Origin of the sequence: Corallococcus macrosporus (genome assembly GCF_017302985.1) — a bacterium.
GTDB classification, from domain to species: Bacteria; Myxococcota; Myxococcia; order Myxococcales; family Myxococcaceae; genus Corallococcus; species Corallococcus macrosporus_A.
Window position 1 is genome coordinate 256,143 of record NZ_JAFIMU010000004.1, and the last position, 26,735, is coordinate 282,877.

A 26,735-nucleotide genomic window follows, 5' to 3' on the forward strand; every position below is an offset into this window, starting at 1 on the left:
CACTTGCCCCCGTGGACGCAAGAGAACGCATCTTCAAGTACCACGGGCTGGGCAACGACTTCGTGGTCCTGGACCGCCGCCGCACGGGCGTGGACATCGACGCGGAGCAGTCCCGCTGGCTGTGTGACCGGCGCCGGGGCATCGGCGCGGACGGGGTGCTCGCCCTCCTCCCGTCGTCCCGCGGCCTTGCCCGCATGGTCGTCCACAACGCCGACGGCAGCATCGCGGAGATGTGCGGCAACGGCCTGCGCTGTGCGGTGAAGTATCTGGTGGACCACTCTGGCCAGCACCCCGCGGTCATCGACGTGGAGACCGGGGCGGGCGTGCTCACCTGCGAGCCCGGCTACGGCGACGGCGGCGTGGTGGGCGTGGACATCTCCATGGGCCCGGCCCGGCTGGTGGCCGCGAACCTGCCCTCCGGGGCCACGGGAGAGCCTTTCGTCAACGCCCCCGTGCCCGGCCACGAGGACCTGCGGGGCACCGCGGTGAACATGGGCAACCCGCACCTGGTGCTCCTGGATCAACCCCTGGAGGCCGCCGAGCGCCTGGGCCCCACCCTGGAGCGGCACCCGGCCTTCCCGGACCGCACCAACGTGGAGTTCGTCCGCGTGGACGAGGACGGCCTCACCGTCGTCGTCTGGGAGCGGGGCTGCGGCCTCACCCAGGCCTGCGGCACGGGCGCGTGCGCGTCCGCGGTGGCGGCGGTGCTGGCGAAGCGCCTTCCCTCGAACGCCTGGCTGCGCGTCACCCTGCCGGGCGGCGACCTGCGCATCCGCGTTCCGGCCGACCTGTCCGACATCCGGCTCCGGGGCCCGGTGGCCTCCGTCTTCGAAGGCGTTGTCGCGCTTCCAAGGGCCCGATAACCTTCGCTTTTCCTCCCTTCGCCCCCCGAGCGCCGTGGCCGGTCCCATCCTCGTCGTCGACGACGACCTGTTCTTCCGAAACCTCGCCACGGACCTGCTGTCCCGCCGCGGGCACCGCGTGGTGGCGGTGGAGAACGCCACCCTCGCCCTCGAAGAGGTGGCCCGGGCGACGTTCGACCTGGTGCTCACCGACGTGGTGATGCCCGGCGTGGACGGCTTCGCGCTCACCGCGCGCCTGCGCGAGCGCGACCCCGAGCAGGAGGTCATCCTCGTCAGCACGCGCGACGACGTGCAGGGCTCGGAGGTGGCGCTGCGCCTGGGCGTGGCGGACTGCCTCACCAAGCCCATCGAGGAGGCGGACCTGCTGCTCGCGGTGGACCGCGCCATGGAGCGCGCCCAGCTGCGCCACGAGCGCGCGCGGCTCCAGGACGAGAACCTGGAGTTCGCCCGCTTCCACAACCTCCAGCAGCGCTGCCTGGAGCTGCTCTCCCATCCGGATTTGGAATGGCTCCAGGAGCGCGTCATCGCGGACCTGGGCGCGGTGTGCGACGCGCAGAGCGCCGCGCTGTGGGTGGTGGACGACCGGGGAGACCTGGCGCTGCGCTCGTACCGGGGCCTGCTCGACAAGCAGTTCCTGCCGGAGAAGATGAGCCCGGAGGGCCCGCTGTCGTTGCGCCTGCGTGAAGCCGCACCGTGGCTCGCGCGCGACGAGCGCTCCCCGGTGCTGTACGTGCCGCTGGTGGCGTCCGGTGAGGTGATGGGCCTGGCGCAGCTGTCGGATCCGCTCACCGGCGACTTCCGGCTGGAGCACACGCGAGACGCGAAGGTGCTGGCGGACTTCGCGGCGGTGGGCGTGAAGAACGGCCGCAAGCTGATGGCGCTCCAGCGCCTGGGCCTGCGCGACCGCGACACCGCCGCGTACAACCTCAGCTACTTCACCGACTACGCGTCCAAGGAGATCTACAAGGCGCGCAGGTACGGGCGCACGTTCTCGCTCCTGACCTTCAGCATCGACAACCTGCCGCTGGTGCGCGTGCGGCTGGGCGCGCAGGACGCGAAGAAGGCGGTGCGCGGCATCATCAAGGCGCTTAGCAAGATCATCCGCGACTCGGACGTCATCGCGAAGGCGAGCGACCAGGAGTTCTACCTCCTCCTGCCGGAGACGGACTTCTTCGGCGCGATGATGTTCGTGCGCCGCGCCGTGGCCGCCGTGCGGGATGAGCCGGACGTGCAGGACGTGGAGCAGCGCCTGCCGCTCGCGCTGGTGGGCGGGGCCAGCACGTTCCCCAAGGACGGCGAGGACTTCGACGAGCTGGTGCACCGCTGCCGCCGCCGCATGGACGAGCGCCGCGCGTCGCTCCAGCGCCGGCTGATGCTGGACGGGCTGCCGTTCTGGGACGAAGTGGATCTGCTGCTGGGCACACCCAACAGCCCGCGCCTGCCCACGGATGACCGCGCCGAGCCCAGCCGCCGGGGCAAGGTGGCGGACGTGCTCTTCGACGAACTCCAGGTGGAGATCGCCCGGGAGCTGGTGCGCGACCCGGGCTCGCGCGGGCTGCTCTACGTGGGCGGCCCGGAGATCCGCGCGGACCTGCCGCTGGCGGTGGGGCTGGAGCAGGCGCCGCCGGACCTGTCCTCGCGCATCTACCTGCTGGGCCGGCGCGTGGACCTGGAGTCGCACGCGGCGCTCACGCCGGTGTTCCTGGAAGGGGATGAGCGAGTGGCGCGCCACGAGTTCATCCTCTGGCTGTCGGAGAGCGCGTCGTACGCGCTCATCCAGCGGCGGGGGCGGGGCGCGACGTGGGGGTTCCACACCTCGGACACCGCGGTGGTGGACGGGCTCATCTCCAAGCTGCAGGCTGAATACGACCTGCAGCCCTACTGACGTCACGAAGCGGAGCAAGCGACCTTGGCCCAGGTGCGGAAGATCCTCATCGCCGACCCCGACCTCGACTCCGTGCGCGCCCTGTCGCGGGCGCTGCGCACGAAGGGCTATCAGGTGCACTACGCGCCGGATGGCTCGCGAGCGCTGGAGGTCGCGGTGCTCCGGCACCCGGACCTGACGCTCTTCGACGAGGCGTGCCGGCTGCTGGACGCGCGCACGTTCGTGCAGATTCTTCGCACCAACCCGCGCACGGAAGACATCCCGGTGGTGCTCACCACGTCCAGCCTGGACACGGACCGGGCGCGGGGCATGCGGGACGGCACGCTGCGCAAGCCGTTCAACCTGGACGAGGTGCTCAGCCGCATCGAGCACATCTTCCGGCGCAACGAAGCGGCCAAGGACCTCAAGAGCGAGCAGCAGGAGATTGAAGGCTCGCTCAGCCAGCTGAGCATCCCGGACCTCATGCAGATTCTGGGCATGAACAAGCGCAACGGGCGCCTGGCGCTGGAGCGCGGCTCGGAGCGCGGCGAAATCACCGTCTCCGACGGGCGCACGGTGAATGCGCGGTTGGGGAGGGTGGAAGGGGAGAAGGCGCTGTTCCGGCTCCTGGCGTGGACGGAGGGCAACTTCACGTTCACCCCTGGCACCAGCGCCGCGAGGCCGCGCATCAACCGCGCGATGGACGACGCGCTGCTGGAGGGCATGCGCCAGTCGGACGAGGTGAACCGCCTGTTGCCGGGCCTGCCGCCGCGCCACACGCGGCTGATGCTGGCGCCGGAGGTGGACCTGTCCGAGGAGCAGCACCCGGTGACGGCGCAGGTGATGGAGCTCTTGCGCCAGCCGCGCGCGCTGGGCGAGGTGCTGGACCTGGCGCCCGCGACGGACATGGAGGTGCTGGGCGTGCTGTCCACGCTGCTCCAGAAGGGCGTGGCGCGGCCGACGGAGAGCGAAGGCCAGAACCTGGGCGCGGGCGACCTCATCGGCGCGGCGGAGGTGCACGCGCTGCGCGGGCGCCTGTTGCGCACGCGGACGCTGGCGAAGGTGGCGACGGCGAAGGTCTTCGTTTGCGGCAGTGGTTCGTCCGCGGCGCGGCGAATCCTGGCGCGGGTGCCCGGGCTGGAGGCGATGTCGGCGGATCCCACCGCGGTGAAGAGCGGCTTCGGAACGCTGGGACGCCTGGAGCTGAGCGACGTGCTGAACGTGGACTTCTGCGTGCTGCCGCCCGCGGAGGCCGCGCGGCCGCTGTGGCGTCCGTTCAGCGCGGGGGCGATTGGCGCGCTCTTGATGGACAACTCGGAGCCGGCGGTGCGGCTGGCGCACTATCTCGCCTGGGAGGTCCGCATCCCCATCGTGGTGGTGGGCACGGAGGTGCCGGCACCGTTGCAGGGCGCACCGGCCGGCGTGATAGCGCCGGGGGAAGACCTCACGGAAGCGCTGCGAGCCATGCTGGTCCAGGCGCTCAACCCCGCGCCCACGCTGCCCGGCGTCACGCAAGTGCAGCGCGCCTCCGTCACGCCGCCCCAATGAGAGTTCAGGTGCGCTGCTCCAGGGACATCAGGAGCGCGCGGCCTTAGGCCGCAGCGTCAGGTGAAGCCGCACCTGTAGACGCCGCACTGAACGTTCAGGTCCGGCGCTCCAGGTACATGGGCAGCGCGCCCTTCGGCCGCAGCGTCAGGTGCGAGTCCGGGTCCAGCGTGAAGCCGGGCGCTTCGCGCAGGCGGTAGCGCTGGGCCACGGTGGCCAGCACGAGCTGCGTCTCCATCATCGCGAAGCTGTTGCCGATGCACTGCCTCGGTCCGCCGCTGAAGGGGAAGTACGCGAAGCGGTGGCGCTTCGCGGCGGCCTCGGGGGCGAAGCGCTCCGGACGGAAGGCCTCTGGCTCATCCCAGAAGTCCGGGTGGCGGTGCGTGACGTAGGGGCTCACGTCGACCGCGCTTCCCTTCGGGATGCGGAAGCCTCCGATGACGTCGTCCTCCTTCACGGTGCGGCTGAAGATGACCCCCGCGGGGTACAGCCGCATCGCCTCCTCCACCACCTGCTTCGTGTACGTGAGCTTCGGCACGTCCTCCACCGTGGGCGCGCGTCCCCCCAGCACCGCGTCCAGCTCCGCGTGCAGCCGGGCCTCCACCTCCGGGTGCTTCGACAGCAGCCCCCACACCCAGCTCAGCGACGTGGCCGTCGTCTCGTGACCGGCGAGCAGCATCGTCATCACCTCGCTGCCCAGTTGCTCGTCCGTCATGCCCTCGCCCGTGTCCTCGTCGCGCGCGAGCATCAACATCGACAGCAGGTCGCCGGTGTCCTCACCGCGCTGGCGACGCGCCGCGATGATTCCCTGCACCGTTCCCAGCAGTGTTCCGCGCGCGCTCCGGAAGGCCCGGTCGTAGCGCGTGGGCAGCACGGGCGGCAGCATGCGGAAGGTGCGGAACCGCTCGGCGATCTGCTGGCTGAGCTCGGTGAAGGCCTCGCCGACCTGCGCGGCCTGGGCCTCCACCGACGTGCCGAAGAGGGCCTCCCCAACCACGGCGAGCGTCAGCCGCATCATCTCCCCGTTGACGCCCACGGGCGTCCCGTTGGCGGCGGCCCCGTCCCAGCGCTGGAGCATCGCTTCCGTCTGCCGCACCATGCCCGCCGCCATGCCCGCGATGCGCTGCCGGTGGAAGGCGGGCTGGGCCAGCCGCCGCTGCCGGAGCCAGAAGTCCCCCGTACTCGTGAGCAGGCCGTCGCCGGTGATCCACCGGGCCATGCGGTACGACAGGTGGTCCTTCGTGTAGTTCTTCACGTGGTCCTGCAACACGTGCTTCACGGCGTCCGGATGCGCGACCAGGTGCGAGCGCAGCGGCCCCAGCCGGTAGCGCACCACGTCGCCGTACTGGCGATGGAGCCCTCTCAAGCAGCCCAGGATGTCGCGGCGCACGTCGGGCAGGATGCCCATGAGCAGGTGGCCCCGGGGGCCCGGAGGCTCACGGGTGACAGCAACGGTGGCGGCGGCGGTGGTCATGGGGCGCTTCCTCCTGGAGGGAGGTATCGCGCCCCGGCGCCCGGGGTGCATGGTCCCGCGGCGCCAACACATTGTCCGCGGGCGCCACGGCACATTGCGAGCCGAGGGGCCCCGGGCCATGCTGGCCCGCGATGCGTCCACAGACGCTCCAGTCCTCGCTGTTCCGCCCCCTGTTCCAGGTGGGCGCATCGCTGGGCATCGCCCGTGCGCGGCTGCTCGAGGCGGTGGGCGTGGACGAAGCCCTGCTCGCGCGTCCGGACGTGCGGCTGCCCTACGCGGCGCTCCAGCGCGTGTGGACCCTGCTCGTCGAAGTCGGCGGCTCGGAGCCGCTGGCCGTGCGGCTCGCGCAGGCCCTGGAGCCCACCCACGTGGGGCTCGTGGGCTACGTGCTGGTCAACAGCCCCGACCTGCGCACCTCCCTCCAGCGCTATTGCCGCATCCACGCGCTGCTGGATCCGCGCACGCGGTGGCGCGTCAGCGTGCTGCCCGGAGTGCTGCGCGTGGAGCTGGCGCTGGACCCACAGGACGAATGGGCCTCGCGCCTGAAGCACCCGGTGGAGGGGCTGCTCGTGGCGCTGGTGGCCAGTGGCCGCGCGCTCAGCGGCGAGGACTGGCGCCCCACGCGCGTCTGCGTCACGCACCCGCGCCATGCGGCCTCCTCAAGCGTGGAGGCCTTCCTCGGCGTCGGCATCGAATACGACGCGAGCGCCAACCTGGTGCAGGGCGACGAGGCCGCCGCGAAGCTCCCCATCCGTCACGCGGACATCGAGCTGGGCAACCTGCTCCACGCCCGCGCGGAGGCGGAGCTGGCCCTGCTGGAGGCCCACGAGGTCCGCTCCTGGCGCGAGCGCGTGGAGGAGGTGCTGGCGGCCCAGCCCCGCACGGGGGACCTGGTCCCCGTGGACGTCGCGGCGCGGCTCGCGGTGAGTGAGCGCACGCTCCAGCGCCGCCTGCGGGAGGAGGGCGTCACGTTCGCGGGCCTGGAGGACGCCGTGCGCCGCGACCGCGCCTTCCAGTTGCTGCGCGACGGACAGCTGCCCCACTTCGAGATCGCCTTCCTCCTGGGCTTCAGCGACGCCAGCGCCTTCACCCGGGCCTTCCGCCGCTGGAGCGGGACGACGCCGGGGCAGTGGCAGCAGGGACAGGCTCCGAAGCCGTGAGGGGAGCAGGCTCCGGAATCCACCCCCGGCGCGGAATGTTTTCTCCATGGGCGCGGCACACGGCCGCACCGGAGAGGGGAACACGGATGATCAAGACGCTGAGGGACGCGGAGGAGCTGGTGCGCACGCGCCACGTCATCACCGAGGTGCCCACGCACGGGCCCACGTCCCTCGTCGAACAGGTCATGGGTGGCCGGCCCACCGGCAGCTGGCGGGACCATGCGAAGGGGCGCCTCGCGTACCGGCTGGGACGCATGCTGCGCGCGTCGAAGGACGTGCTCGCGGTGCGGCTCGTGGAGGGCAAGGTCGCCTTCGTGGACCCCACGCTGTGGCCCGCCGTCTACCGCGTCGCCATGGAGCCCGCGCGCCGCCGCCCGTCCCTCCAGGGGCTGTCCCTGGACGCCCGCGCGCTGCTGTCCACCGTGGAGCGCGACAAGCGCGTCCAGCTGGACAAGGAAGGGCCGTGGACCAAGGCCCGCGAGGCCCTGGAGGAGCGTCTGCTGGTGCACTTCTCCGAGGCGCAGGACGAGGACGGACGCCACGTCGCGGTGCTGCGCTCGTGGCGGGACTGGGCCTCCGTGACGCTCAAGGCGGACGCGGCCCGGCTCTCCTACGAGGACGCCCAGGCGCGGCTGCGGGCGGCGTGTGACGGGGCGCCCACGGGACTGGGGCCCTGGGTGTTCTGAAGACGCGCGCCGGGGCCTCAGGCCGCTTCGTCGAGGATCTCCAGCGCGTCCCTCACGCCCGGCAGCCGGGCGAGCAGCTCGTACTCCGCGGGCTGGAGCATGGACACGCGGCGTCCGGCGACGCGCTCCATCCACAGCTCGATGCGGTGGTCGCCATCCGGGTTGACCTGCCGCGAGATGCGGGCGCGGCGGCCCTCCTTGTGGCAGGCGAGGATGTCCTGCTGGAGGCTGCGCAGACGGCGGAACACCTTCAGCGCCATTCGACCCTCGGGGGTGTCGAACGTGTGGAAGTGCCGGTTCCGCGACAGCGGCCGGCTGGGATCATGAAGCCTCTCCACGAGGCGGCGCACGAAAGGGTCCATCGACGGAGAACGATAACATCCGGTACCCTGTCCCTCAGCGATGCCCCATCGATTTTTCCCCCGCTCGTGGACGCTCGTCCTGCTCCTGCCGCTTGCCTGCAAGGACCCGGAGACGGCGGCCGCCCAGAAGCAGGCCGTCCAGGTCCAGAACTCGCTCTCGGAGGGCCGTGACGCCCTGACGCAGGGCCAGTACGTGCGCGCCATCGCCGCGCTGCGGAAGGCCGCCAACTCCGCACCGGAGAGCGTGGAGCCGCTGCTGCTGCTGGCCAAGGCCCACCAGGGCGCGGGCAACCCGGGCGCCGCCATCCTGACCCTCAAGCAGGCGGAAGGCCTCCTGCCCGGCACCGACCCGGTCATCCAGAAGCAGCTCGCGGACCTCTACCTGGGCGAGGGCCAGATTCCCCTGGCCATCTCCACGCTCAGCGCGCTGCGGGACGAGGGCAAGTTGCCCAACGAGGACATCCTGGCGCTGGCCCGCCTCCAGGCGCGGCAGGGGCACCCGGACGAGGCCTTCACCACGCTGGAGCGCATCCTCCGGGAGAACCCGGACGACGCCGCGACGAAGACGGTGGAGGCGGAAATCCTGCTCATGAAGGGCGAGGAGCTGCTCGCGGCGAACCTGATGGACCGCGTGCTCCAGGCCTCTCCCAGCTTCACGCCCGCGCGGCTGTTGCGTGCGCGCTACTTCCTGATGAGCGGCGTCTACGACATGGCGGAGGCGGACCTCCAGGCCGTGCCGCCCGAGGACGCGGACTCCACGGACGTGGTGGCGATGAAGGCCCGCGTGCTCATGGAGATGAAGCGCCCCGCGGAGGCGGAGGGCGCGCTCAGGAAGCTGGTGGAGGACGACGCGGACAACGCGGAGGCCATCGCGTGGCTCGCTGAAATCGTCTGCGCGCAGGGCCGCGCGTCGGAGGCCCAGCAGTTGGTGGACCGCGCGCTGCATCTGCGCCCGCGCTTTGGCCGCGCGCTGTACGTGCGCGGACGCGTGCTGGAGGAGCAGGGGGACGCGCGCGCCGCGGAGGACAGCTACCGCTTCGCCCTGAAGACGGAGCCCTCGTTCGCGCCCGCGCTGTCGCGCATGTGGCGGCTGCACCTGAAGGCTGGCCGCAAGCCGGAGGCGCAGGAAGTGCTGGAGCGGCTCCTGGGCCTGGGCGAGGGCACCGCGGAGGAGAAGGCCGCGCTCGCGAACCTCTACGCCCAGTTCGAGACGCAGCTGCCGCGCGGCAAGAAGCTCATCGAAGAGGTCCTGAAGCGCGAGCCGCAGAACCCCGAGTACCTGCGCATCCAGAAGGCCATCGACAAGGCGACGCCCAAGAAGAAGAAGGCCCCGTCCGGGCCCATCATCATCCGCGGGCGGCGCTGATCAGCACGGGCCCGGAGGAGGGCAGCCCCTCCGCGTCCGCGACGACCTTCTCCAGCGCCTTGAGCCCCTTGCGCTGGCCCACCGCCACGACGAGCAGGTTCTCCCGCGTGAAGTAGCGCCGGGCCACCTCGCGCACGCGCGCGGCCGTCTGCCGGTCCACCTGATCCGCGCGGTGGCCGAATGTCTCCGGCGTGCGGAACAGCTCCACGCCGCCGAACCACCCGGCCAGCTCGCCCGGCGAGTCCTGGGAGAACTCCAGCAGCATGCGGTGGCGGCGCTTGGCGCGGTTCAGCTCCTCGTCGCTCGCCTCCGTGTCGCAGAGCTCCGCCAGGCAGCGCAGCGCCTCCGCCACCACGAGCGACGCCTTCTCCGGCGCGCTGGCCGCTTCAATCTCGAAGAGGCTGATGTCGTGGTACGTGTCCAGCCCGGCCTGCACCGAGTACGCGAGGCCGCGCTTCTCCACGATTTCGAAGGGCAGCCGCGACGACAGTCCGTCGTCCAAGAGGCGCCGCAGAATCTGGAGCGCGGGGAAGTCCTCGTGCTGCTCCGGCACGCAGCGGAAGGTGAGCTTGAACTCCGTCTGCGACTCGTCGTGGGTGACGAAGTGGAAGTGCGGGCCAGGGCCCAGCAGGGGCGGCGCGAGCTCCGAGGTCGCAGGCCCCCTGGGCAGGTGCGCGAAGGCGCGCTCGGCCAGCTCCAGCACCTGCGCGTGCTTCACGCTGCCCGCGGCGGACACCACCAGGTTGCCGGCCACGTAGTGCCGGGCGAAGTGCTCCAGCACCTGGGCGTGGGTGAGGGCCGTGACGGACTCGCGGGTGCCGGCAATCTTAAGGGACAGCGGGTGGCCGGGGAACAGCAGGCGCTTGGACAGGTTGTCCAGGTCGATGTCGCGTCCCTTCTCGTCCACCTCGTCGAGCATCTCCTCCAGGATGATCTGCCGCTCCACCTCCATGTCGGTGAGGCGGGGGCGGGTGAGCATGTCCCCGATGACGTCCAGGCCCACGCGCAGGTGCGCCGGGTGCAGTGGGGTGTAGTAGTAGCCGTGGTCGCGGGTGGTGGCGCCGTTGAGGTTGCCGCCCACCTCCTCCACGGCCGCGTTCATCTTCACCGTGTCCGGCCAGCCCTCGCTTCCCCGGAAGAAGAGGTGCTCCAGGAAGTGGCTGACGCCGTTGTTCTCCACCGTTTCGTGGCGGCTGCCGGTCCGCACGTAGACGGCCAGGAGGGCGGTGTGCAGGTGGGGGGTTTCGACAGTGACGACGCGCAGCCCCGAGGGCAGCACGTCCCGGTACGGTGTAAAGCTCATGCGCAGGGAAGCCTTAACACGAAGGTCGTTCCCTGGCCGGGAATACTCTGGCAGGAGAGCGAGCCCCCGTGGGCCTGCAGAATCTGCTGGCTCACCGCGAGCCCCAGGCCGGTGCCGCCCTCCTTGGTGGTGAAGAAGGGCTCGAAGAGGTGGCGGCGGGCCTCCTCCGTCATGCCGTCGCCGGTATCGCGCACCGTCACCTCCACGTCGCCGTCGCGCGGAGCGGTGGCCACGGTGAGCCGGCCTCCCGTGGGCATGGCCTCGCGGCTGTTGCGCAGGAGGTTCAGGAACACCTGCCGCAGCTGTCCCTGGTCCGCGAGCACGCGAGGCGTGTCGGGCGCGAAGTCGCGCACCACCTCCACGCCCGCGCGCACCAGCTCCTCGCGGGTGAAGTCGAGCACGCCGTCGAGCACCGCGATGATGTCCTCCGGCTCCAGGTCCGGCCGGGCGGGGCGGGCCATGCGCAGGTACTGCTCGGTGACGTCGGTGAGGCGGTCCACCTCGTGGGTGACGGCGGAGAGCAGCTCGCGCGCCTCCGTGGCGGTGTCCTGTGATTCGAACCGCGCGCTGTCCACCGCGTCCTGGAGCAGCTCCACGTTGAGGCCGATGGAGGACAGGGGGTTTCGCACCTCGTGGACGATCTGCGCGGAGATGCGGCCCACGGCGGCCAGCTGCTCCGCGCGCATCAGCGCCTCCGCCTGGGACTTGAGCTGGGCCTCACGCGCCTGGAGCGAGCGGGCCATCTGGTCGAACTCGCGCGCGAGCAGCGCGACCTCGTCCTCGCCGCGCACGCCCAACTGGGCGGAGTAGTCACCCCGGCCGATGCGGGACACGCCTTCAATCAGGGTGCGCACCGGGCGCAGCGTGCGGGCGGACCACGCGGTGACGCCCACGCCCACGCCAATGGCCATGATGGACAGCGCGATGATGGTGAGGCCGGTGCGGCGCTCGCGCTCCTCCGCGCCGTCCACGCGCTCGCGGATGCGGTTGCCCAGCGTCGCTCTCAGCACGCGCAGCTCGCGGCCGATGGCGCTCTCCAGTTGGCGCAGCTCCGCGGTGGCGCGCGCCACCTCCTGGCTCTCGGGAGACTCGGACGCGAGCGCGGTGAAGACCGCCTCCACCGCGTGGCCGTAGGCCTGGGAGTTGCGCGCCAGCTCGGCGAAGCGCGCGTCCAGCTCCTTCACGAAGGGCACCTCGCCTTCGGGCGCGAAGGTGAGCACCTCGCGGGCCTTGGCGCGGGCGGCCTCCAGGCGCTGGGCCATCTGGGGCGCGTAGTAGAGGCTGGCCAGCCGGATGAGGGCGCGGCGCGTCTCCACGCTGTTCTGCTCCAGCACGCGCTCGGTGTCCTTCTCCTGGCTGGTCTGGAAGGTCTCCAGCGCGGCGGCGTCCTGGGACAGCTGGAGGTAGCCCTGGCTGACCAGGCGGATCTCCAGCCGGTTGCGGTGCAGCTCCGCCACGCTGAACAGGGACACCGCCCCGAACGTCAGCAGCACCAGCGCGTAGCCCAGGAAGATGCGGGTGGCGAGCGAGAGCTTCATGGAGGAGGGGACAGGACATACGTCCTGGGGCGGGCGCATTACAGCGCAATCCCCGCCGCGCCGCCTGCTTCCGGCCGTCTGGACTCCACCCCTCCGGGGAGGGGGGCTGGTAGCGTCCACCGCATGGCTCCGCGCTTCGTCCGCTCCACGCTCCTCGCCGCCGCCCTCGTGGGCCTCACCCCCGCCTGCGGGGAGAAGGAGGTCCGGCCCCCCCTGGACCTGCTCACCGCCGCCTGTGCCGGCACGCAGCCCCTGGCCGGGGTGACGCACCTGCGCTTCCGGGTGACGGGCCCGGGCCTCGACACGCCCCGGGAGCGGGTGTCGACGGTGAACTGGACCCGGGCGGACGTGCCCGCCGTTCCGCCTGGCCCCGAACGGGTGCTGGAGGTGCGGGCCTACGTGGGGGCACCGGATCAGGGCGGCCGGCTGGTCTCGCTGGGCCGCTCCATGCCGTTCCCCGTGTGGCCCGAGGGGGACGGGGAGGATGAGCAGGCTGTCCGGGCGCGCGTGCTCCTGCGACGGATTGGGGAGTTCGTGCCGGTGAACCTGGCGTCGGATCCGAGCGTTTGCTCGTTGCCGCTGGAAGCGCGCGCCGCGCACACGGCCACGACGCTGCCGGATGGACGGGTGCTCATCGTCGGAGGCTATGCGCCCCGGGCGGACGGGACGCGGCCCGTGTCAGCGACCACGGAGGTGTTCAACCCGAGGAACGGCACGTTCGTCCCCGGACGGGACGTGGGCGCGCGGGCCTTCCACACGGCGTCGCTGCTGCCGGATGGCCGCGTGTTCCTGGCGGGTGGCGCGGAGTCCTTCGCCCCGCTGGCGTTGCAGCCCACGTCGCGCCTCCTGGATCCGACGACGGACGCGGTGAGTGAGCTCACGCTGGCGGCGGCCCGCTACCAGCACGCGGCGGCGGTGGATGCGGCAGGGCACGTGCTGCTGGTCAGCGGACGCGCCGCGGACGGCGGCACGGTGGACACCGTGGAGGGCTTCGACCCGGCCGCGGGTCGGTCTGTCCAGTACGCCTTCCCGTTTGCCTACGTGGACGCAGCGCTGACGGTCGAGCAGAGCGGCAAGATCTTCCAGGTCGTGGGCGGAGGCGATGCCGTGGGGGCCAGGAGAGACGTGGTGCCTTTCGTGTTCGGCGACGACGACATCATCCAACTGGGGGCGGAGGCCGACCTGCGTGTCCCCCGCGTGGGGGCCACCGTGGCACTGCTGGGCCGAGCGGACGAGTCCCCTCGCCCCCTGGTCATCGGTGGCTTCGACGGTCTGGACCCGGCGCAGGGGGCGCGGCCCGTGGGCGCCTCCGAGTTCCTGGAGGGCGTCGTCCGCACGAGCGACGGCCCCGCGCTGATGCCCCGGAGCAACCCGTGCGCGGTGACGCTGCCGGACGGCCGCGTCGTGGTGCTGGGAGGACGGGGCACGGCCCTCGGCTCGACGTACGCGGTGCCATGGGTGGAGCTGATCACCCCGCACGCGGGCGCGCAGCCCACCGTGCTGGGCCTGCCGCTGATGCCGCAGCCGCGCGTGTGGCACACCTGCTCCGCGCTGCCGGACGGCTCCGTGCTCGTGGTGGGCGGCGTGGACGACAGCACCGGGGAGCTCCGCTCCAACCCGGAGGCCCTGGTGGTGATGCCTCCGCCGCGCGACTGAAGCTGCTACGGTCCAGGTCCCATGAAGGACTGTCTACCCAGCCGGTTGGCCGTGGCCCTGGCGTTGTTCCTGACGACCGTGGATGCCGCCGCGCGGGAGCGGGAGGAACTCGCGATCCGCACGGTGCTGCTGTCAGAGCATCCGTCGGACTCCACGCACACCCTCTACGTGAAGGGGAAGGTCGCCACCGTCCTTCGTTTCGAGATGCCCGTCGACCCGGCACGAACCCGCATGCTGGCGTGGGAGGGCCGGTTCGAGCCGCTGCTCGCGGGCGGAACGCGGTGGATCAGCAGGTGAACGTGTTCGAGGACCCGCGCGGCTACGACGCCATGCACTCGACGCTGATGGACTCACTCAAACAGCGGCGCGTCCTGGAGGAAGAGAACCACCGCATGAGGGAGGAAGAGCACTCCGCGGATCACGCGCTGGCGACGCTTCTGGCCCAGGGAAACCTCAAGCACACGCCCTTCAACCGCCGTCAGGGATGGAGCCTCAAGGAGGAAGGGGCGGACATCCTGGTGGAGGTTCTCTCCAGCACGACGCTCCCGAAGGTGGCGGTGTTGTTCACCCTGACCAACCGCGATGCGAAGAAGCCCTGGCGGATGATGGAGGCCCGGCTGTCCACGGTCTCTGGCGGGAACTCACGTGCGTTCGCACTGCGCATGCAGCAGGAGGAGATCGCGCCAGGCGGTCTGTCCCAGGCCTACCTCGTCCTGGAACAGCGTTTCATCCGGGAGTAGATCGACGCGACATGAACGCACCGCGCAAGTGGTCCCCGCTTGCCCTCGTGCTGGCCCTGTCGCTGGGCTGCACCACGACTCGAGGAGGCGTGGGGCTTCGTTCGGACGGGACGCCCAAGCCCGAGGATTGTCCCGAGGACGCGCTGAACACGATGCGGATCCTCCGCTTGCGTGTAGGCGACGGAGCGAATGTCGCGCTCGACATCAACCAGGACGACGTCAGCCCCATCACGCTCTACGACGGTCCCGTGGAGAGCATGTTGATCTCCGGCCTCGGGCCGCTTGAAACGACCACCCGTCTCTACGGGCGGGTGTGGACCGGCGGCCCGCAGGTGGTCGTCCGGTAGTACTACGAGGCGCATCCACCTGACGGCGACAAGATCCCCATCTGCGCCGTGGCGCGGCTCTCCAAGGGGCAGCTGCGCAAGCGGCCGGACTCCAAGCCGGGGACGGCCATCCTGGAGTTCTCCTCGGCGGGCGTCGACATCGTCGAGTCCTACCGCTGATACACGAAGGCCCCGCGTCCCGGTGAGGGGACGGCGGGGCCTGGGTGCTTCAGGCTGGGACGCGGCTCAGGCGTTGGACGGCGGGGCCTCGGTGGGCTTCGCCTCGCCCTCGGTGGAGGCCGGGGCCTCCGTCGGGGTGGCGGGGGCGGCGGCGCGGGCCTCCGCCTCGGCGCGGGCGCGGGCCTGCTCGTCGCTGCGCTGGTCGCTGGCGGCGACCTCGTCCGGCGTCAGCTCCGTGCGGTCCGCGAGCATGCCCGTCTTCTTCTCCAGGTCCTTGATGGCCCGGCGAAGCAGGTCGCGCTCCAGCAGCGTGCGGTTGAGGCGCTTCTCCAGCGCCTTGTACTTGTCCTTGCCCAGGTCGGCCTCGGACTTCGTCACCGACAGGATGCGCGCCTGCGTGTCCGCGCGGCCCTTCAGCCGGCGCACTTCCTTCTCCAGCTCCGCGGCGCGCGCGCGGTCCTTGCTCGCCGCCTGCTCCAGCCGGTCCATCTTCTCGCGGTCCGCGTCGTTCAGCTCGCGGTAGCGGCGCACGGGCTCCGCCGGGGCCACGGGCACGGGCGTCACGGACACCGCCGCGCTCACCACGGGCTCGCTCGCGGGCGCGGAGATCTGCTCCGGCGTCGCGGGGGCGGCGGCCGCGGGCGCGGACACCGGCGCCGGGACGGCGGCGGCGGGGACCTCACGGCGGCGGGGGCCGTTGCGCGACTCGGTCTCCGCGCGCAGCCGGGCGTTCTCCGTCAGGGCCTGCGCCAGCTCCGAGCGGGTCTGCTCCAGCTGGATGCTGGCGTTGCGCTCCACCTCGGCGCGGGCCTTGGCCAGGTCGTTCGAACCCTTGTCGCCTTCCTTCTGCTCGAAGAGCTTGCGCTTGGTCTGCTTGAGCTGCTCCTTGACCTCCTGGAGCTGCGCGCGCTGCTCGTCCAGCTCCTTCTGCTTGCGCTGGACCTCCGATTCCGCCTTCGCGCGCGCCTTGCTCTCCGACTCCAGCTCGCCCCGGAACGACGGCGCGGAAGAGGAGGAAGAAGAGAGCGAGGGACGGCCCGCGTTGGCACCAGCGCCGCTCTTGTCTCCGAAGAGCAGCAGGCCGAGCGTCACCGCGAACCCGACCGATACGAGGATGAGTGCAACCAGCAAGGGAACGACCTCCACAGAAAGATGCAAAAAGCGGGGCAGCCTACCGCTGGGACATGGCGCGTCAAGGCTTCACTGGCAGGCAACCCGGCGGGCCCCACCCGCCGTGCCGGCCGTGCCGCGCCGTCCGCCTGGATTCCAGCTCCCCCATGGGCGCCGTCCTGAGGCACGCTCGCGGCCATGGCGCACCTGGAGCTGAAGCCGAAGCGGGACGTGTCGAGCTTCCGCAAGCTCGCCATCGGGAGCTGGGCGACCGCGTATGACCCGACGGTCTACGGCACGCTGACGGTGCGAATGGACGCGGCGCTCGCCTGGATGGACGCCTTCCACCAGCGCACCGGCGTGCGCCTCACCGCGACGCACCTGGCCCTCAAGGCCGTGGGCGAAGCGCTGCGCCGCTGCCCGGACGCGAACGCACTCTTGCGCTACCAGCGCATCTACCTGCGCCAGCGCATCACCGTGTGCGCGGTGCTGCCGGGCGCGGATGCACAGGGCCTCACGCCCGTGCGCATCGAGGACGTGGACCAGAAGCCCATGCGCGAGCTGGCGCTGGAGGTGGAGGCCACCGCGGCACGCGTGCGCGAGGGGCGCGACCCGCAGGTGGAGCAGGGCCGGCGGCTCCTGGCGCGCGTGCCGCATCTGCTGCTGCACCGCTTCACCGGGCTGGTGTCGTTCCTCACGTACACGCTCAACGTGGATCCGTCGTGGCTGGGCCTGCCCAGGGATCCGTTCGGATCCGCCGTGGTGGTGGACGTGGGCGAGCTGGGACTGGACACGGCCTACCTGCCGCTGGCGCCCTTCACCCGCGTGCCCATCTTCCTCGCGCCCGGCGCGGTGAAGCAGGTCGCGGTGGTGGAGGAGGGCAGGGTGGTGCCCGGCCACGTGATGAACATCAACGCGTCCTTCGACCACCGCTTCCTCGACGGCTACCACGCGGGCGTCATCGCCAACACGCTGCGCGAGATGCTGGAGCACCCGGAGGAGTCCTTCGGCCCGCTGCCGGGATAGCCCGCGGTCAGCGAGGCTCGCGCACGCGCCGGCGCCGCACCGTCTCCGCGCCGCCCAGCGACTCCAGCACGGCGGCGAGCACCCGGCGCGTCTCTTCAATCACCTGGGCCCCCTGCGAACGGCGGAAGCGCGTCTCGAGCTCCGCCCGGAGGTTCCGCGTCGTCTCGACGGCGGCATGGCCCCGCTCGGACAGGCGGATCCGCCGCGTGCGCGCGTCCTCGGAGGGCGCCGCCTCCACGATGCCGAGCGTCCGCAGCTCCGCGACCGTCTTGGACGCCGCCTGCTGCGTCACGCCGAGCAGCTCCGCCAGCTCGCTGATGGTGCGCGGACCCCCCAGCAGGTGCTGCACCACGTAGCCATGCCCCTGCCGCAGCCCCGGGAAGCCCGCCGCGTGCACCTGCTCCAGCACCAGCGCGTTCACCCGCATGCCCACGAAGAGGGCCAGGTGTCCCAGGTCCAACGCCTCCAGCTCCGCACTGCCCCTGCGCGCCCGACGTGCCATGGCCCTCCGTCTTGCATCCACAACTTCGGTTGTGCAATGACGGTTGTGAAACCAGGGTTGTGGAAATTCCTTTCGCCAGCCCGGTCCAGGAGCCCGCCATGTCCCAACCGTCGCCGCATCTGGAGTTCACCCGGCGCTATCTCCAGGCCCTCGAGGCGGGGGCGACCGGAGAGGCCCTTGCCGCCTTCTTCCACCCGGAGGTGCGCCAGCACGAGTACCCCAATCGCCTGACGCCGCAGGGGACGACGCGCGACCTGGCTGCGCTGCTGGCCTCCGCTGAGCGCGGCCAGAAGGCCGTGTCGGCCCAGCGCTACGAGGTGGTCTCCGCCCTCTGTGTGGGGGACGCGGTGGCGGTGGAGGCGGAGTGGAGCGCGACGCTGCGGGTGCCCGTGGGGAGCCTGCCCGCGGGCGGGACGATGCGGACGTCGCTGGGCATGTTCTTCACCTTTCGCGACGGCCGCATCGTCTCCCAGCGCAACTACGACTGCTTCCAGCCCTTCTGACCTAGTACGCGTACTCCCAACCGCCGCGAGCGCGCGTGCCCTGGCCCATCCGCGCGCTCATCTCGCGCAGTCGGCGCACGCGCTCCGGGATGGGCGGGTGCGTGGAGAACAGCGACATCACCCCGCCGTGGTGCAGCGGGTTGACGATGAACAGGTGCGACGTCGCGGGCGCCCGGTCGTACGGCATGGCCTCCGCGCTGCGCTCCATCTTGAGCAGCGCGCTCGCCAGCGCGTCCGGGTCCCCGCACAGCTCCGCGCCCGTGGCATCCGCGCCGTACTCGCGCGAGCGGCTCACCGCCAGTTGCAGCAGCGTGGCCGCGATGGGGGCCACCAGCAGGAGGCCCAGGTTGGACAGCGCCCCGGCGACGCCGCCGTCCCGGTCGTCGTCGCCGCGGCTGAGCATGCTGCCGCCGAACCAGAAGAGCATCTGCGCCGCGTAGCTGATGATGCCCGCGAGCGTCGCCGCCACCGTGCCGATGAGCGTGTCCCGGTTGCGCACGTGGGCAATCTCGTGCGCGAGCACGCCCTCCAGTTCACGCCGGTCCAGGATGTCCACGATGCCCGCCGTCACCGCGACGGCCGCGTGGCTGGGGTTGCGGCCCGTGGCGAACGCGTTGGGCTGCGCGGTGGGCAGCAGGTACACCTTCGGCTTCGGCATGCCCGCGCGTGCGGACAGCCGCTCCACCATCTCATGCAGCCACGGCGCCTGCTCGTACGACAGCGGCTGCGCCCCGTGGATGGCCAGCGCGATGCGGTCGCTGAACCAGTACGAGCCGAAGTTCATCACCACCGCGAAGACGCCCGCCATCGCCAGGCCCTGCGCGCCGCCCAGCCGCTGGCCGATGACGAGCACCAGGCCCGTCAAGCCCGCCAGCAGCACGGTCGTCTTCAATGCGTTGCCCAGCCGGTGCCACCCGCCGCCCTTGAGCGCCGGTACCGCCGGTCCTCGGGATGTCATGTGGGGGTCACGCCGCGCCATGGTCCTCGTTCCGTGCCTTTCGCCCCGTCAAGGGGGCCACACGAAACGTAAGCAGGCGGGAGGGGGCGTCAACGTAGACGGGTCCAGGCCACCCCGGAGGCCCATGGCCCCTGGGGCCGCTCGTCTCAAAGGTAGAAACGATCCGTGACTCCGGCCGTACGCTGGAGGATGGCGCTCCAACCGAGCCAGACATCAATGCCACTGTCGCCCGCCTTCGACTCGCTCCCCAGGGCACCGAGCGAGCCCGTGCAGCCCGCCACCGTGCCCAGCCCGGAGTCACGCACGTGCTCCAGGAGCGCGCGCGCGGTGGGCATGCCGCGCGCCTCGAAGCGGTCCGCCACGTCCTCGCGGCCGGCGAAGTCCGGCTCGTCCAGCCTGTCCATCAGGAAGCGTTCCAGGGCCCACCAGAACAGGTACACCTCCACGCGCCGTCCGGCAGCGGTCGCCGCCGCCGCGATGGAGAGCCCCTGGTGCACCCGGTCGTACTCACCACTGTGCAGGAAGACGACGACCCTGTTGTCCGGCGTGCTCACGCGGTGGCTCATACCGTCCAGAAGCCATCGCGTCCATCCACGCCCCGAGGGCGACCGCTGGGGCCCTTTGGCTTGCACCCCGACCCGGGCACTTGCTAGGAACCCGAGGACCTTCCAGGCTTACACGTTTTTTGCAGCGACAGCGCGGGCGGCACTGAGGGACATGGGCGACGAGACGACAGCCAGGCGGAAGGATGCCCACCTCGACCTGTGCGCGACCGGCGACGTGGAGCCGGCACAGAACTCCACGCTGCTGGAGGACGTGCACCTCATCCACTGCGCCATGCCGGAGATGGCGGTGGAGGACGTGGACCTGTCCACGCCGTTCCTGGGCAAGCGCCTCCAGGCGCCGCTGCTCGTCACCGGGATGACGGGTGGCACCGACCGGGCGGGCACCGTGAACCGGGACCTGGCGCTGCTCGCCGAGCGGCACGGCCTGGCCTTCGGCGTGGGCAGCCAGCGCGCCATGGCGGAGGACACCGCTCGCGCGGCTTCCTATGCCGTGCGCGACGTGGCGCCCACGGTGGCGCTCCTGGGCAACATCGGGCTGTACCAGGCCATCGGGCTGGGCGTGGACGGCGTGCGGCGGCTGATGGACGCCATTGGCGCGGACGGCATGGCGCTGCACCTCAACGCGGGCCAGGAGCTGACGCAGCCCGAGGGCGACCGCGACTTCCGGGGCGGCTACCGCGTGGTGGAGGAGCTGGCGCGGGCGTTCGGCGACCGGCTGCTGGTGAAGGAGACCGGGTGCGGCATCGGCCCGGACGTGGCGCGGCGGCTGGTGGAGCTGGGCGTGCGCAACGTGGACGTCTCCGGGCTGGGCGGCACGTCGTGGGTGCGCGTGGAGCAGCTTCGCGCGGTGGGCTCGCAGGCCCAGGTGGGCGCGGAGTTCAGCGGCTGGGGCATCCCCACCGCGGCGGCCATCGCCAGCGTGCGCAAGGCGGTGGGGCCGGAGGTGCGGCTCGTGGCCAGCGGCGGGGTGCGCGGTGGGCTGGAGTCCGCGAAGGTGCTGGCGCTGGGCGCGGACCTGGCGGGCATGGCGCTGCCGCTGTTCCGGGCCCAGCAGCAGGGCGGGCTGCCGGCCGCGGAGGAGGCGCTGAAGGTCATCCTCACCGGCCTGCGGCAGGCGCTGGTGCTGACGGGCAGCCGCTCCGTCGCGCAGTTGCGGCAGCGGCCGCGCGTGGTGACGGGCGCGTTGAAGGATTGGCTGGCGGCGTTGTGATGCAGGGTGGATCCCAGGTTGGGAAGGAAGAACATGTCTGACACCGTGACGTCCCGGCTCGCCGGATTCCACAAGCTGCCCCTGGAGGAGCGTCTGGCGCGCATCGGCCAGATGTTCCGGCTGACCGAGGCGGAGCTGGAGCAGCTGCGCGGCGAGAGCGGCCTGGACCTGTCCACCGCCAACCAGATGATCGAAAACGCGGTGGGCACGTTCTCCCTGCCGCTGGGTCTGGGCCTGAACCTCAACGTCAATGGGCGCGACTACTTGGTGCCCATGGCGGTGGAGGAGCCCTCCGTCGTCGCGGCGGTGTCGTTCGCGTCGAAGATCGTCCGCGAGGCGGGCGGCTTCGTCGCGGAGGCCGACGAGTCGATGATGATCGGCCAGGTGCAGGTCTCCAACTACGGGGACGCCGGCGTCGCGCGCGAGCGCATCCTGGACGCGAAGGAGCAGATCCTCGCGCTGGCCAACAGCTTCCACCCGGCCATGGTGGCCCGCGGCGGCGGCGCGAAGGACGTGGAGGTGCGCCTGTTGCCCGCGCCCGAGGGGCCGCGCGGCGAGCCGCTGCTCATCGTCCACCTGCTCATCGACGCGCAGGAGGCGATGGGGGCGAACCTCATCAACACCATGGCGGAGGGCGTTGCGCCGCTGATTGAACAGGTCACGGGCGGCCGGGTGTACCTGCGCATCCTGTCGAACCTGGCGGACAAGCGGCTCGCGCGCGCCACGTGCCGCATCCCGCTGCCGCTCTTGGCGGACTTCGGCCTGCCGGGCGAGGAGATCGCCGAGGGCATCGCCCAGGCCAGCCGCTTCGCGGAGGCGGACCCGTACCGCGCCGCCACGCACAACAAGGGCGTGATGAACGGCATCGACGCGGTGGCCATCGCCACGGGGCAGGACTGGCGCTCCATCGAGGCCGGCGCGCACGCGTTCGCGTGCCGGGGCGGGCAGTACCGGCCGCTGTCCACCTGGTACCTGGAGGAGGGACACCTCGTCGGCCGCATCGAGCTGCCGCTGGCGCTGGGCATGGTGGGCGGCCCCATCAAGATCCACCCGGGCGCGCAGGTGGCGCTCAAGCTGATGCGCGCGACGAGCGTGCGTGAGCTGTCCATGGTGTTCGCGGCGGTGGGCCTGGCGCAGAACTTCGCGGCGCTGCGGGCCCTGGGCTCCGTGGGCATCCAGAAGGGCCACATGGCCATGCACGCGCGCAGCGTCGCCGTCACGGCGGGCGCTCGCGGCGGGGACGTGGAGAAGGTGGCCAACCTGCTGGTGAAGGCGGGGCACGTGAAGGTGGAGAAGGCGCGCGAAATCCTCGCGAGCCTGCCCCCGGAGACGCCCGCCATCGCCACCCTCACCAACGGCTGACGTCCGGCCCCGGGCGCTCCTCTTCGCGGGAGCGCTTGACGGGGCAGGGCGGGGCGCGGAAAGAAAGCGCCCGTCCCTTCGCCTGCCTGGTGCCATGACTCCCGCAAAGAATCCCCTGGTCGCCTTCGGTGCCGGCAAGGTCATCCTGCTGGGCGAGCACAGCGTCGTGTACGGCTACCCGGCCATCGCCGGCCCGCTGAGCATCGGCGTGGTGGCGCGCGGCGTGCCCTCGCGCTCGTGCGTGCTGGACGTGCCGGTGACGGCGGACGCGGCGCAGAAGCGGATGATGCGCAAGGCGTTCGCCCGGGCGGCGCGGCTGGTGGGCGAGCCGAAGGTGAAGGTGACGCTGGAGCCGCAGCTGCCGCTGTCCGCGGGACTGGGCAGCTCCGCGGCGCTGGCGGTGGCCACCTCCCGCGTGCTGCTCCAGGCGGCGGGGCAGGCGCCCACGCCGAAGGAGACGGCGCGGCTGGCGTGGGAGATGGAGCAGGAGTTCCACGGCACGCCGTCCGGCGTGGACCACACCACCAGCGCGGAGGAGAAGCTCATCCTCTACCGGCGGGTGCAGGCGCCTTCGGGCGCCACCGGGCGGGCTCGCGAGCTGAAGAGCCCGCGGCCGGTGTCGGTGGTGGTGGCGCTGGCGGGCGCGCGCAGTCCCACGAAGCTGACGGTGGGGGCGCTGCGCGAGCGGCAGGCGCGGTGGCCGGAGCGCTACAAGCGGCTGTTCGGCCAGGTGGGGAGGCTCGTCACCGACGCGGCGAAGGCGGTGGAGGCGGGCGACCTGGAGGGGCTGGGGGACGCGATGAACGTCAACCAGGGCCTCCTGAACGCGCTGGGCCTGTCGTCGCCAGCGCTGGAGGACATGGTGTTCCGGCTGCGCTCGATGGGCGCGCTGGGCGCCAAATTCACCGGAGCGGGAGGTGACGGTGGCGCGGTCATCGGCCTCTTCTCCGAACCGGAGCCCGTGGTCGCGCGGCTGACGCGCGACGGCGTGCGCTGCTTCGCGAGCCAGCTCGCGGGGCCTCGGGCCCAGGGAGACATTCCATGAAGGCAACGGTCCGGGCGCATCCCAACATCGCGCTCGTGAAGTACTGGGGGAAGCGGGACGAGGCGCTCATCCTCCCGCATCAGTCCAGCCTGTCGCTGACGCTGGCGCCCATTCACGTGACGACGACGGTGGAGTTCGGAGCGCCGTCGGACACGGTGGAACTGCACGGCCACGCGGCGAAGGGCAGCGAGCGAGACCGCGTGCTGCGCCTGCTGGACGCGGTGCGCGTGCAGGCGGGGCGCGACCTGGGGCCCGCGAAGGTGGTGTCGCGCGGCGACTTCCCGATGGCGGCGGGCCTGGCCAGCAGCGCGGCGGGCTTCGCGGCGCTGGCGGTGGCGGGGCGCGCGGCGGCGGGGCTGCCGGAGGACACGCGGGCGTCCAGCATCCTGGCCAGGCGGGGCAGCGGCTCCGCGTGCCGCAGCGTGCAGGGCGGCTTCTGCGAGTGGCAGCGCGGTGAGCGCGCCGACGGCGAGGACAGCTACGCCGTGCAGCACTTCGACGCGGGCCACTGGGCGGACCTGCGCATGGTGGTGGCCATCGTCGACCGCGGCGAGAAAGAGGTGAAGTCGCGGGACGGGATGAAGAACACGGTGGAGACGAGCCCGTACTACCCGGCGTGGGTGAAGGACGCGGAGGCCGAGGTGCCCCGCGCCCGCGAGCTCATCGCGAAGCGCGACCTGGAAGCGCTGGGCGAGCTGTGCGAGCGCAACGCATGGCGGATGCACGCCACGTCGCTCGCGGCGGATCCACCGCTCTGCTACCTGAGCGCGGCGACGCTGGGGCTCATCCAGCACCTGCGAGAGCAGCGCAAGAAGGGCGTGCCGGTGTGGTTCACGCTCGACGCGGGCCCGAACCCGGTGCTGCTGACGGACGCGGCCCACGAGGTCGCGGCGGAAGCCCTGGCCCGGGCCTGCGGCGCCGTGGACGTGGTGCGCTGCGTCCCCGGTGGAGATGCGACGCTCCTCACCGAGCACCTGTTCTGATGGACCGAGCGCTCTCCGCCCCGGGCAAGCTGTTCATCTCCGGTGAGTACGCCGTGCTGTGGGGCGGCGTGTCGCGCCTCGCCGCCGTCGCGCCGCGCACGGCCGCCTACGTGCGCAGGCGTCAGGACTCACGCGTGCACATCTGCCTGGAGGAGGGGACGCTCCAGGGGCTCACCACGCCCCGGGGCGTGAAGTGGGAGCGCGACGTGCCCGCTGGCTTCTCCTTCGTTGCCCGCACGCTGGATGAGGCCCTGCGCGCGCACGGCCGCGCGAGCGTGGGCTTCGACGTCGCGGTGGCGCCGGGCGCTGTGGGCCCGGGTGGCCACAAGCTGGGCATCGGTGGCAGCGCTTCCGCGACGGTGCTTGCCGCGGAGGCCGCGCGCTACGTGCTCGAAGAGAAGTTCGACGTGCTCAAGCTCGCGCTCACCGCGCACACGCTGGGGCAGGGCGGCAAGGGCAGCGGCGGCGACGTGGCCACCAGCTTCGCGGGCGGTGCCGTGCGCTACCGGCGCTACGACATCACCGCGCTCGCGAACGCCGCCAACACCGGCCGCTTCAACGCCGCGCTCGCGGAATCCCCGCCCGTGGACCTCTGGCGCATGCCCGTGCCCCGCGTGTCCATGCTCTACGCCTTCACTGGCGAGAGCGCGTCCACGAAGCTCCTCATCGACCAGGTGGAGGCCCGGCTCGCGGAAGCGGGCCGGAAGGCCTACGTGGAGCGCTCGGACGCCCTGGGCCACGCGATTGAAGACGGCCTGGGCGGCGGCGACTTCCGCGCCTTCGCCGAGGCCGTGAAGGCCCAGCACGCGCTGCTCTTGGAACTGGGCCCGCTGGAGACCGAAGGCATGCGCCGCGTGCTGGCCATCGCCGCGTCCTACCACTGCGCGGGCAAGCTCTCCGGCGCGGGCGGCGGCGACGGCTGCATCCTCTTCGCTCCAGACGCGCAGGCGCGTGAGGCCCTGCGCCAGGGCCTGGAGTCCCGCGGCTTCCTCACGCTGACGCTGGACGTGGAGCAGGGCGTGCGCGGCGAAGCACAGGTGGATGCGCGGCTTCGCGGCTGGGTGGACGCGCTCACCTGAAAAAACAGCGCGGCGAGCGAGCGGGCCCGCCGTTAGAACATGTGACCGAACGTGATGTAGAAGCGCTGACGGCCCGTCTCGGTGGAGCGCGCGTAGTCCATGCGCACCACGGCCGCGCGGCGCGAGAAGCGCAGGCCGCCGCCGATGCCCGGGTGCCACTCATGCCACTTGCCGTCCGTCACACCCGGATGCCACACGCGGCCCAGGTCCAGGAACACCACCGCGCCCAGCGCCAGCGGCTGCCCGAAGAAGGCCATCTTCGCCGCCTGGAAGCGCAGCTCGGAGTTGCTGAAGGCCTTCACGTTGCCGGCGAAGCGGTTGCGCTCGATGCCGCGCACGCTGCTCATGCCGCCAATGCCCTCGGAGACGTTGACGCCGCCCGTGGTCATCCACTCGAAGAACGGCACCTCGCCGAACAGCATGTCCAGCGTGAGCCGCTGCGCGAAGACGAGCCGCGGCGTGATCTTGATGTAGCGGCGCTCGCTCAGCGTCACGCCCGCGTACTGGTAGCGGCTGAACGTGGCCAGGCCCGACACGCGCAGCGCCACCTCCTCCACGCCGCCGGTCGTCGGGTCGGACTCGTCGTCGCGCGTGTCCCAGAGCGCGCCCGCCAGCAGCTGCCCGCTGGGCCCGCCCTCGATGCCGATGGGCCGCTCCTGCGCCAGGATGGACGTCTCGTAGGGTGACACGCGCGTGTAGCGCCAGCCGTAGCCCACGTACGACTGGAACGGGTGCTTCTCACCGAAGGGGCGCCCGCGCAGGCGCACCCAGAGACCCGGCGAGCCCTTGTCGTAGTTGTACCGCTCGTCGTCCACGTTGCCCCGGAAGTCCGGGGCGGACAGGTTGCCCGCGCCGAAGAACGGGCTGCTCTTCTCCTGGCGGTACTCCAGCCGTCCCTCCAGCCGCAGGGGCCCCAGCAACTGCGGCCCGTCGTAGCGGAGGTAATGATTCATGGCGCCGCGCGCGGTGAAGAACACCTGCGCGGACAGGGCATGCGCATAGGGCGCCTTGGTGCCGTCGCCGTACAGGTACATGCCGCCCACGGCGCCGTAGCCAAAGCCCTGATCCGAGCTGAAGGACAACAGGGGCAGCGCGATGCCGTCCATCGTCGGCGTCCGCTTCACGGGCACGAGCCCGGGCGCGGTGCGGCCAGCGGCCACGGCGCTCAAGGACATCAGCATGAAGAAGAGAAGGACGACTGGAGCCAGCATCGAAACCCCGTGAAGCCCCGAGGGGGCGCATCGATTCCAGCCCGGGACAGCGAACCCTTCCGCCCGCCTGCTCTCCAAGAGAGCAGCACGGCCCCGGAAGCTCCTGTCCCCCTGAAT

The 26,735-nt window shown here is 71.7% G+C and carries 23 protein-coding genes and 2 pseudogenes; 16 read left to right on the forward strand and 9 right to left on the reverse strand.

Annotation, left to right across the window (positions count from 1 at the left end):
• The first annotated feature begins 11 nt into the window (after positions 1–11).
• Genes dapF through JYK02_RS06445 form a run of 3 tightly spaced genes read left to right on the forward strand, consistent with a single transcriptional unit; the run spans position 12 to position 4,275 of the window.
• Positions 12–863, forward strand: a complete 852-nt coding sequence (dapF, locus tag JYK02_RS06435; protein ID WP_207049619.1) for a diaminopimelate epimerase — start codon at positions 12–14, stop codon at positions 861–863.
• A 34-nt stretch (positions 864–897) separates the two neighbouring features.
• The gene (locus JYK02_RS06440; RefSeq protein WP_207049621.1) at positions 898–2,748 is read left to right on the forward strand and encodes a response regulator; all 1,851 of its coding nucleotides are present in this window, start codon (positions 898–900) and stop codon (positions 2,746–2,748) included.
• Positions 2,749–2,772: 24 nt separating this feature from the next.
• Positions 2,773–4,275: a DUF4388 domain-containing protein gene (locus JYK02_RS06445; protein WP_207049623.1), complete on the forward strand. Its 1,503-nt coding sequence runs from the start codon at positions 2,773–2,775 to the stop codon at positions 4,273–4,275.
• Between the two features lie 94 nt (positions 4,276–4,369).
• Here the strand turns inward: JYK02_RS06445 and JYK02_RS06450 are convergent, their stop codons facing one another.
• Positions 4,370–5,746 (reverse strand): cytochrome P450, encoded by a 1,377-nt coding sequence (locus tag JYK02_RS06450; protein WP_207049625.1) that lies wholly within the window; start codon positions 5,744–5,746, stop codon positions 4,370–4,372.
• A gap of 131 nt (positions 5,747–5,877) precedes the next feature.
• Here JYK02_RS06450 and JYK02_RS40365 point away from each other — a divergent pair, with 131 nt between their 5' ends.
• Positions 5,878–6,906: an AraC family transcriptional regulator gene (locus JYK02_RS40365; RefSeq protein WP_207049628.1), complete on the forward strand. Its 1,029-nt coding sequence runs from the start codon at positions 5,878–5,880 to the stop codon at positions 6,904–6,906.
• 86 nt (positions 6,907–6,992) lie between these two features.
• On the forward strand, positions 6,993–7,592 hold the full coding sequence (locus JYK02_RS06460; RefSeq protein ID WP_207049630.1) for an RNA methyltransferase: 600 nt from the start codon (positions 6,993–6,995) through the stop codon (positions 7,590–7,592).
• A gap of 17 nt (positions 7,593–7,609) precedes the next feature.
• Here JYK02_RS06460 and JYK02_RS06465 read toward each other — a convergent pair whose 3' ends face one another.
• On the reverse strand, positions 7,610–7,954 hold the full coding sequence (locus JYK02_RS06465) for a hypothetical protein (protein WP_014395261.1): 345 nt from the start codon (positions 7,952–7,954) through the stop codon (positions 7,610–7,612).
• A gap of 40 nt (positions 7,955–7,994) precedes the next feature.
• On the opposite strand from JYK02_RS06465, the gene JYK02_RS06470 reads away from it, so the two are divergent.
• A complete protein-coding gene (locus tag JYK02_RS06470) occupies positions 7,995–9,320 on the forward strand; it encodes a tetratricopeptide repeat protein (RefSeq protein ID WP_207049632.1) in 1,326 nt (441 codons plus the stop codon).
• Here the strand turns inward: JYK02_RS06470 and JYK02_RS06475 are convergent.
• Positions 9,301–10,623: a M16 family metallopeptidase gene (locus JYK02_RS06475; protein WP_207049640.1), complete on the reverse strand. Its 1,323-nt coding sequence runs from the start codon at positions 10,621–10,623 to the stop codon at positions 9,301–9,303. The two genes, JYK02_RS06470 and JYK02_RS06475, sit on opposite strands and share 20 nt — an antisense overlap.
• Complete coding sequence (locus tag JYK02_RS06480) at positions 10,620–12,161, reverse strand: sensor histidine kinase (RefSeq protein ID WP_207049650.1); 1,542 nt, start codon at positions 12,159–12,161, stop codon at positions 10,620–10,622. Before JYK02_RS06480 ends, JYK02_RS06475 begins: the two co-directional genes overlap by 4 nt.
• Positions 12,162–12,284: 123 nt before the next feature.
• Here JYK02_RS06480 and JYK02_RS06485 point away from each other — a divergent pair, with 123 nt between their 5' ends.
• The 3 genes and pseudogenes from JYK02_RS06485 (at position 12,285) to JYK02_RS06500 (ending at position 15,063) form a co-directional block, all read left to right on the forward strand.
• Positions 12,285–13,817, forward strand: a complete 1,533-nt coding sequence (locus JYK02_RS06485) for a kelch repeat-containing protein (RefSeq protein WP_207049652.1) — start codon at positions 12,285–12,287, stop codon at positions 13,815–13,817.
• A gap of 21 nt (positions 13,818–13,838) precedes the next feature.
• Positions 13,839–14,557 (forward strand): annotated as a pseudogene (locus tag JYK02_RS39530) (DUF2381 family protein).
• An 11-nt stretch (positions 14,558–14,568) separates the two neighbouring features.
• A pseudogene (locus JYK02_RS06500) lies at positions 14,569–15,063 on the forward strand (serine/threonine protein kinase).
• Positions 15,064–15,129: 66 nt separating this feature from the next.
• Here the strand turns inward: JYK02_RS06500 and JYK02_RS06505 are convergent.
• A complete protein-coding gene (locus tag JYK02_RS06505) occupies positions 15,130–16,194 on the reverse strand; it encodes a cell envelope biogenesis protein TolA (protein ID WP_207049664.1) in 1,065 nt (354 codons plus the stop codon).
• 177 nt (positions 16,195–16,371) lie between these two features.
• Here JYK02_RS06505 and JYK02_RS06510 point away from each other — a divergent pair, with 177 nt between their 5' ends.
• Complete coding sequence (locus tag JYK02_RS06510; protein WP_207049666.1) at positions 16,372–17,199, forward strand: 2-oxo acid dehydrogenase subunit E2; 828 nt, start codon at positions 16,372–16,374, stop codon at positions 17,197–17,199.
• A gap of 7 nt (positions 17,200–17,206) precedes the next feature.
• Here the strand turns inward: JYK02_RS06510 and JYK02_RS06515 are convergent, their stop codons facing one another.
• On the reverse strand, positions 17,207–17,701 hold the full coding sequence (locus JYK02_RS06515) for a MarR family winged helix-turn-helix transcriptional regulator (RefSeq protein WP_207049668.1): 495 nt from the start codon (positions 17,699–17,701) through the stop codon (positions 17,207–17,209).
• Positions 17,702–17,799: 98 nt separating this feature from the next.
• On the opposite strand from JYK02_RS06515, the gene JYK02_RS06520 reads away from it, so the two are divergent.
• Complete coding sequence (locus tag JYK02_RS06520) at positions 17,800–18,204, forward strand: nuclear transport factor 2 family protein (protein WP_207049670.1); 405 nt, start codon at positions 17,800–17,802, stop codon at positions 18,202–18,204.
• A gap of 1 nt (position 18,205) precedes the next feature.
• Here JYK02_RS06520 and JYK02_RS06525 read toward each other — a convergent pair whose 3' ends face one another.
• Together JYK02_RS06525 and JYK02_RS06530 are read right to left on the reverse strand one after the other, a co-directional pair.
• The gene (locus JYK02_RS06525; RefSeq protein WP_207049672.1) at positions 18,206–19,162 is read right to left on the reverse strand and encodes a zinc metalloprotease HtpX; all 957 of its coding nucleotides are present in this window, start codon (positions 19,160–19,162) and stop codon (positions 18,206–18,208) included.
• Between the two features lie 146 nt (positions 19,163–19,308).
• Complete coding sequence (locus tag JYK02_RS06530; protein ID WP_207049674.1) at positions 19,309–19,728, reverse strand: hypothetical protein; 420 nt, start codon at positions 19,726–19,728, stop codon at positions 19,309–19,311.
• Between the two features lie 151 nt (positions 19,729–19,879).
• Between JYK02_RS06530 and fni the strand changes: the two genes are divergently transcribed.
• From fni to JYK02_RS06555, 5 genes are all read left to right on the forward strand, one after another.
• Positions 19,880–20,938 (forward strand): type 2 isopentenyl-diphosphate Delta-isomerase, encoded by a 1,059-nt coding sequence (gene fni / locus JYK02_RS06535; RefSeq protein ID WP_207049676.1) that lies wholly within the window; start codon positions 19,880–19,882, stop codon positions 20,936–20,938.
• Positions 20,939–20,971: 33 nt separating this feature from the next.
• Complete coding sequence (locus tag JYK02_RS06540) at positions 20,972–22,300, forward strand: hydroxymethylglutaryl-CoA reductase, degradative (RefSeq protein WP_207049691.1); 1,329 nt, start codon at positions 20,972–20,974, stop codon at positions 22,298–22,300.
• Positions 22,301–22,394: 94 nt separating this feature from the next.
• A complete protein-coding gene (gene mvk / locus JYK02_RS06545) occupies positions 22,395–23,345 on the forward strand; it encodes a mevalonate kinase (RefSeq protein ID WP_207049699.1) in 951 nt (316 codons plus the stop codon).
• Positions 23,342–24,328, forward strand: coding sequence for a diphosphomevalonate decarboxylase (mvaD, locus tag JYK02_RS06550; RefSeq protein ID WP_207049705.1), 987 nt, complete (start codon positions 23,342–23,344; stop codon positions 24,326–24,328). The genes mvk and mvaD overlap by 4 nt, the downstream gene beginning before the upstream one ends.
• Positions 24,328–25,407: a mevalonate kinase family protein gene (locus JYK02_RS06555; RefSeq protein ID WP_207049707.1), complete on the forward strand. Its 1,080-nt coding sequence runs from the start codon at positions 24,328–24,330 to the stop codon at positions 25,405–25,407. Before mvaD ends, JYK02_RS06555 begins: the two co-directional genes overlap by 1 nt.
• Before the next feature lie 32 nt (positions 25,408–25,439).
• Here JYK02_RS06555 and omp85 read toward each other — a convergent pair whose 3' ends face one another.
• Positions 25,440–26,618: an Omp85 family outer membrane protein gene (omp85, locus tag JYK02_RS06560; protein ID WP_207049715.1), complete on the reverse strand. Its 1,179-nt coding sequence runs from the start codon at positions 26,616–26,618 to the stop codon at positions 25,440–25,442.
• Between the last annotated feature and the right edge of the window lie 117 nt (positions 26,619–26,735).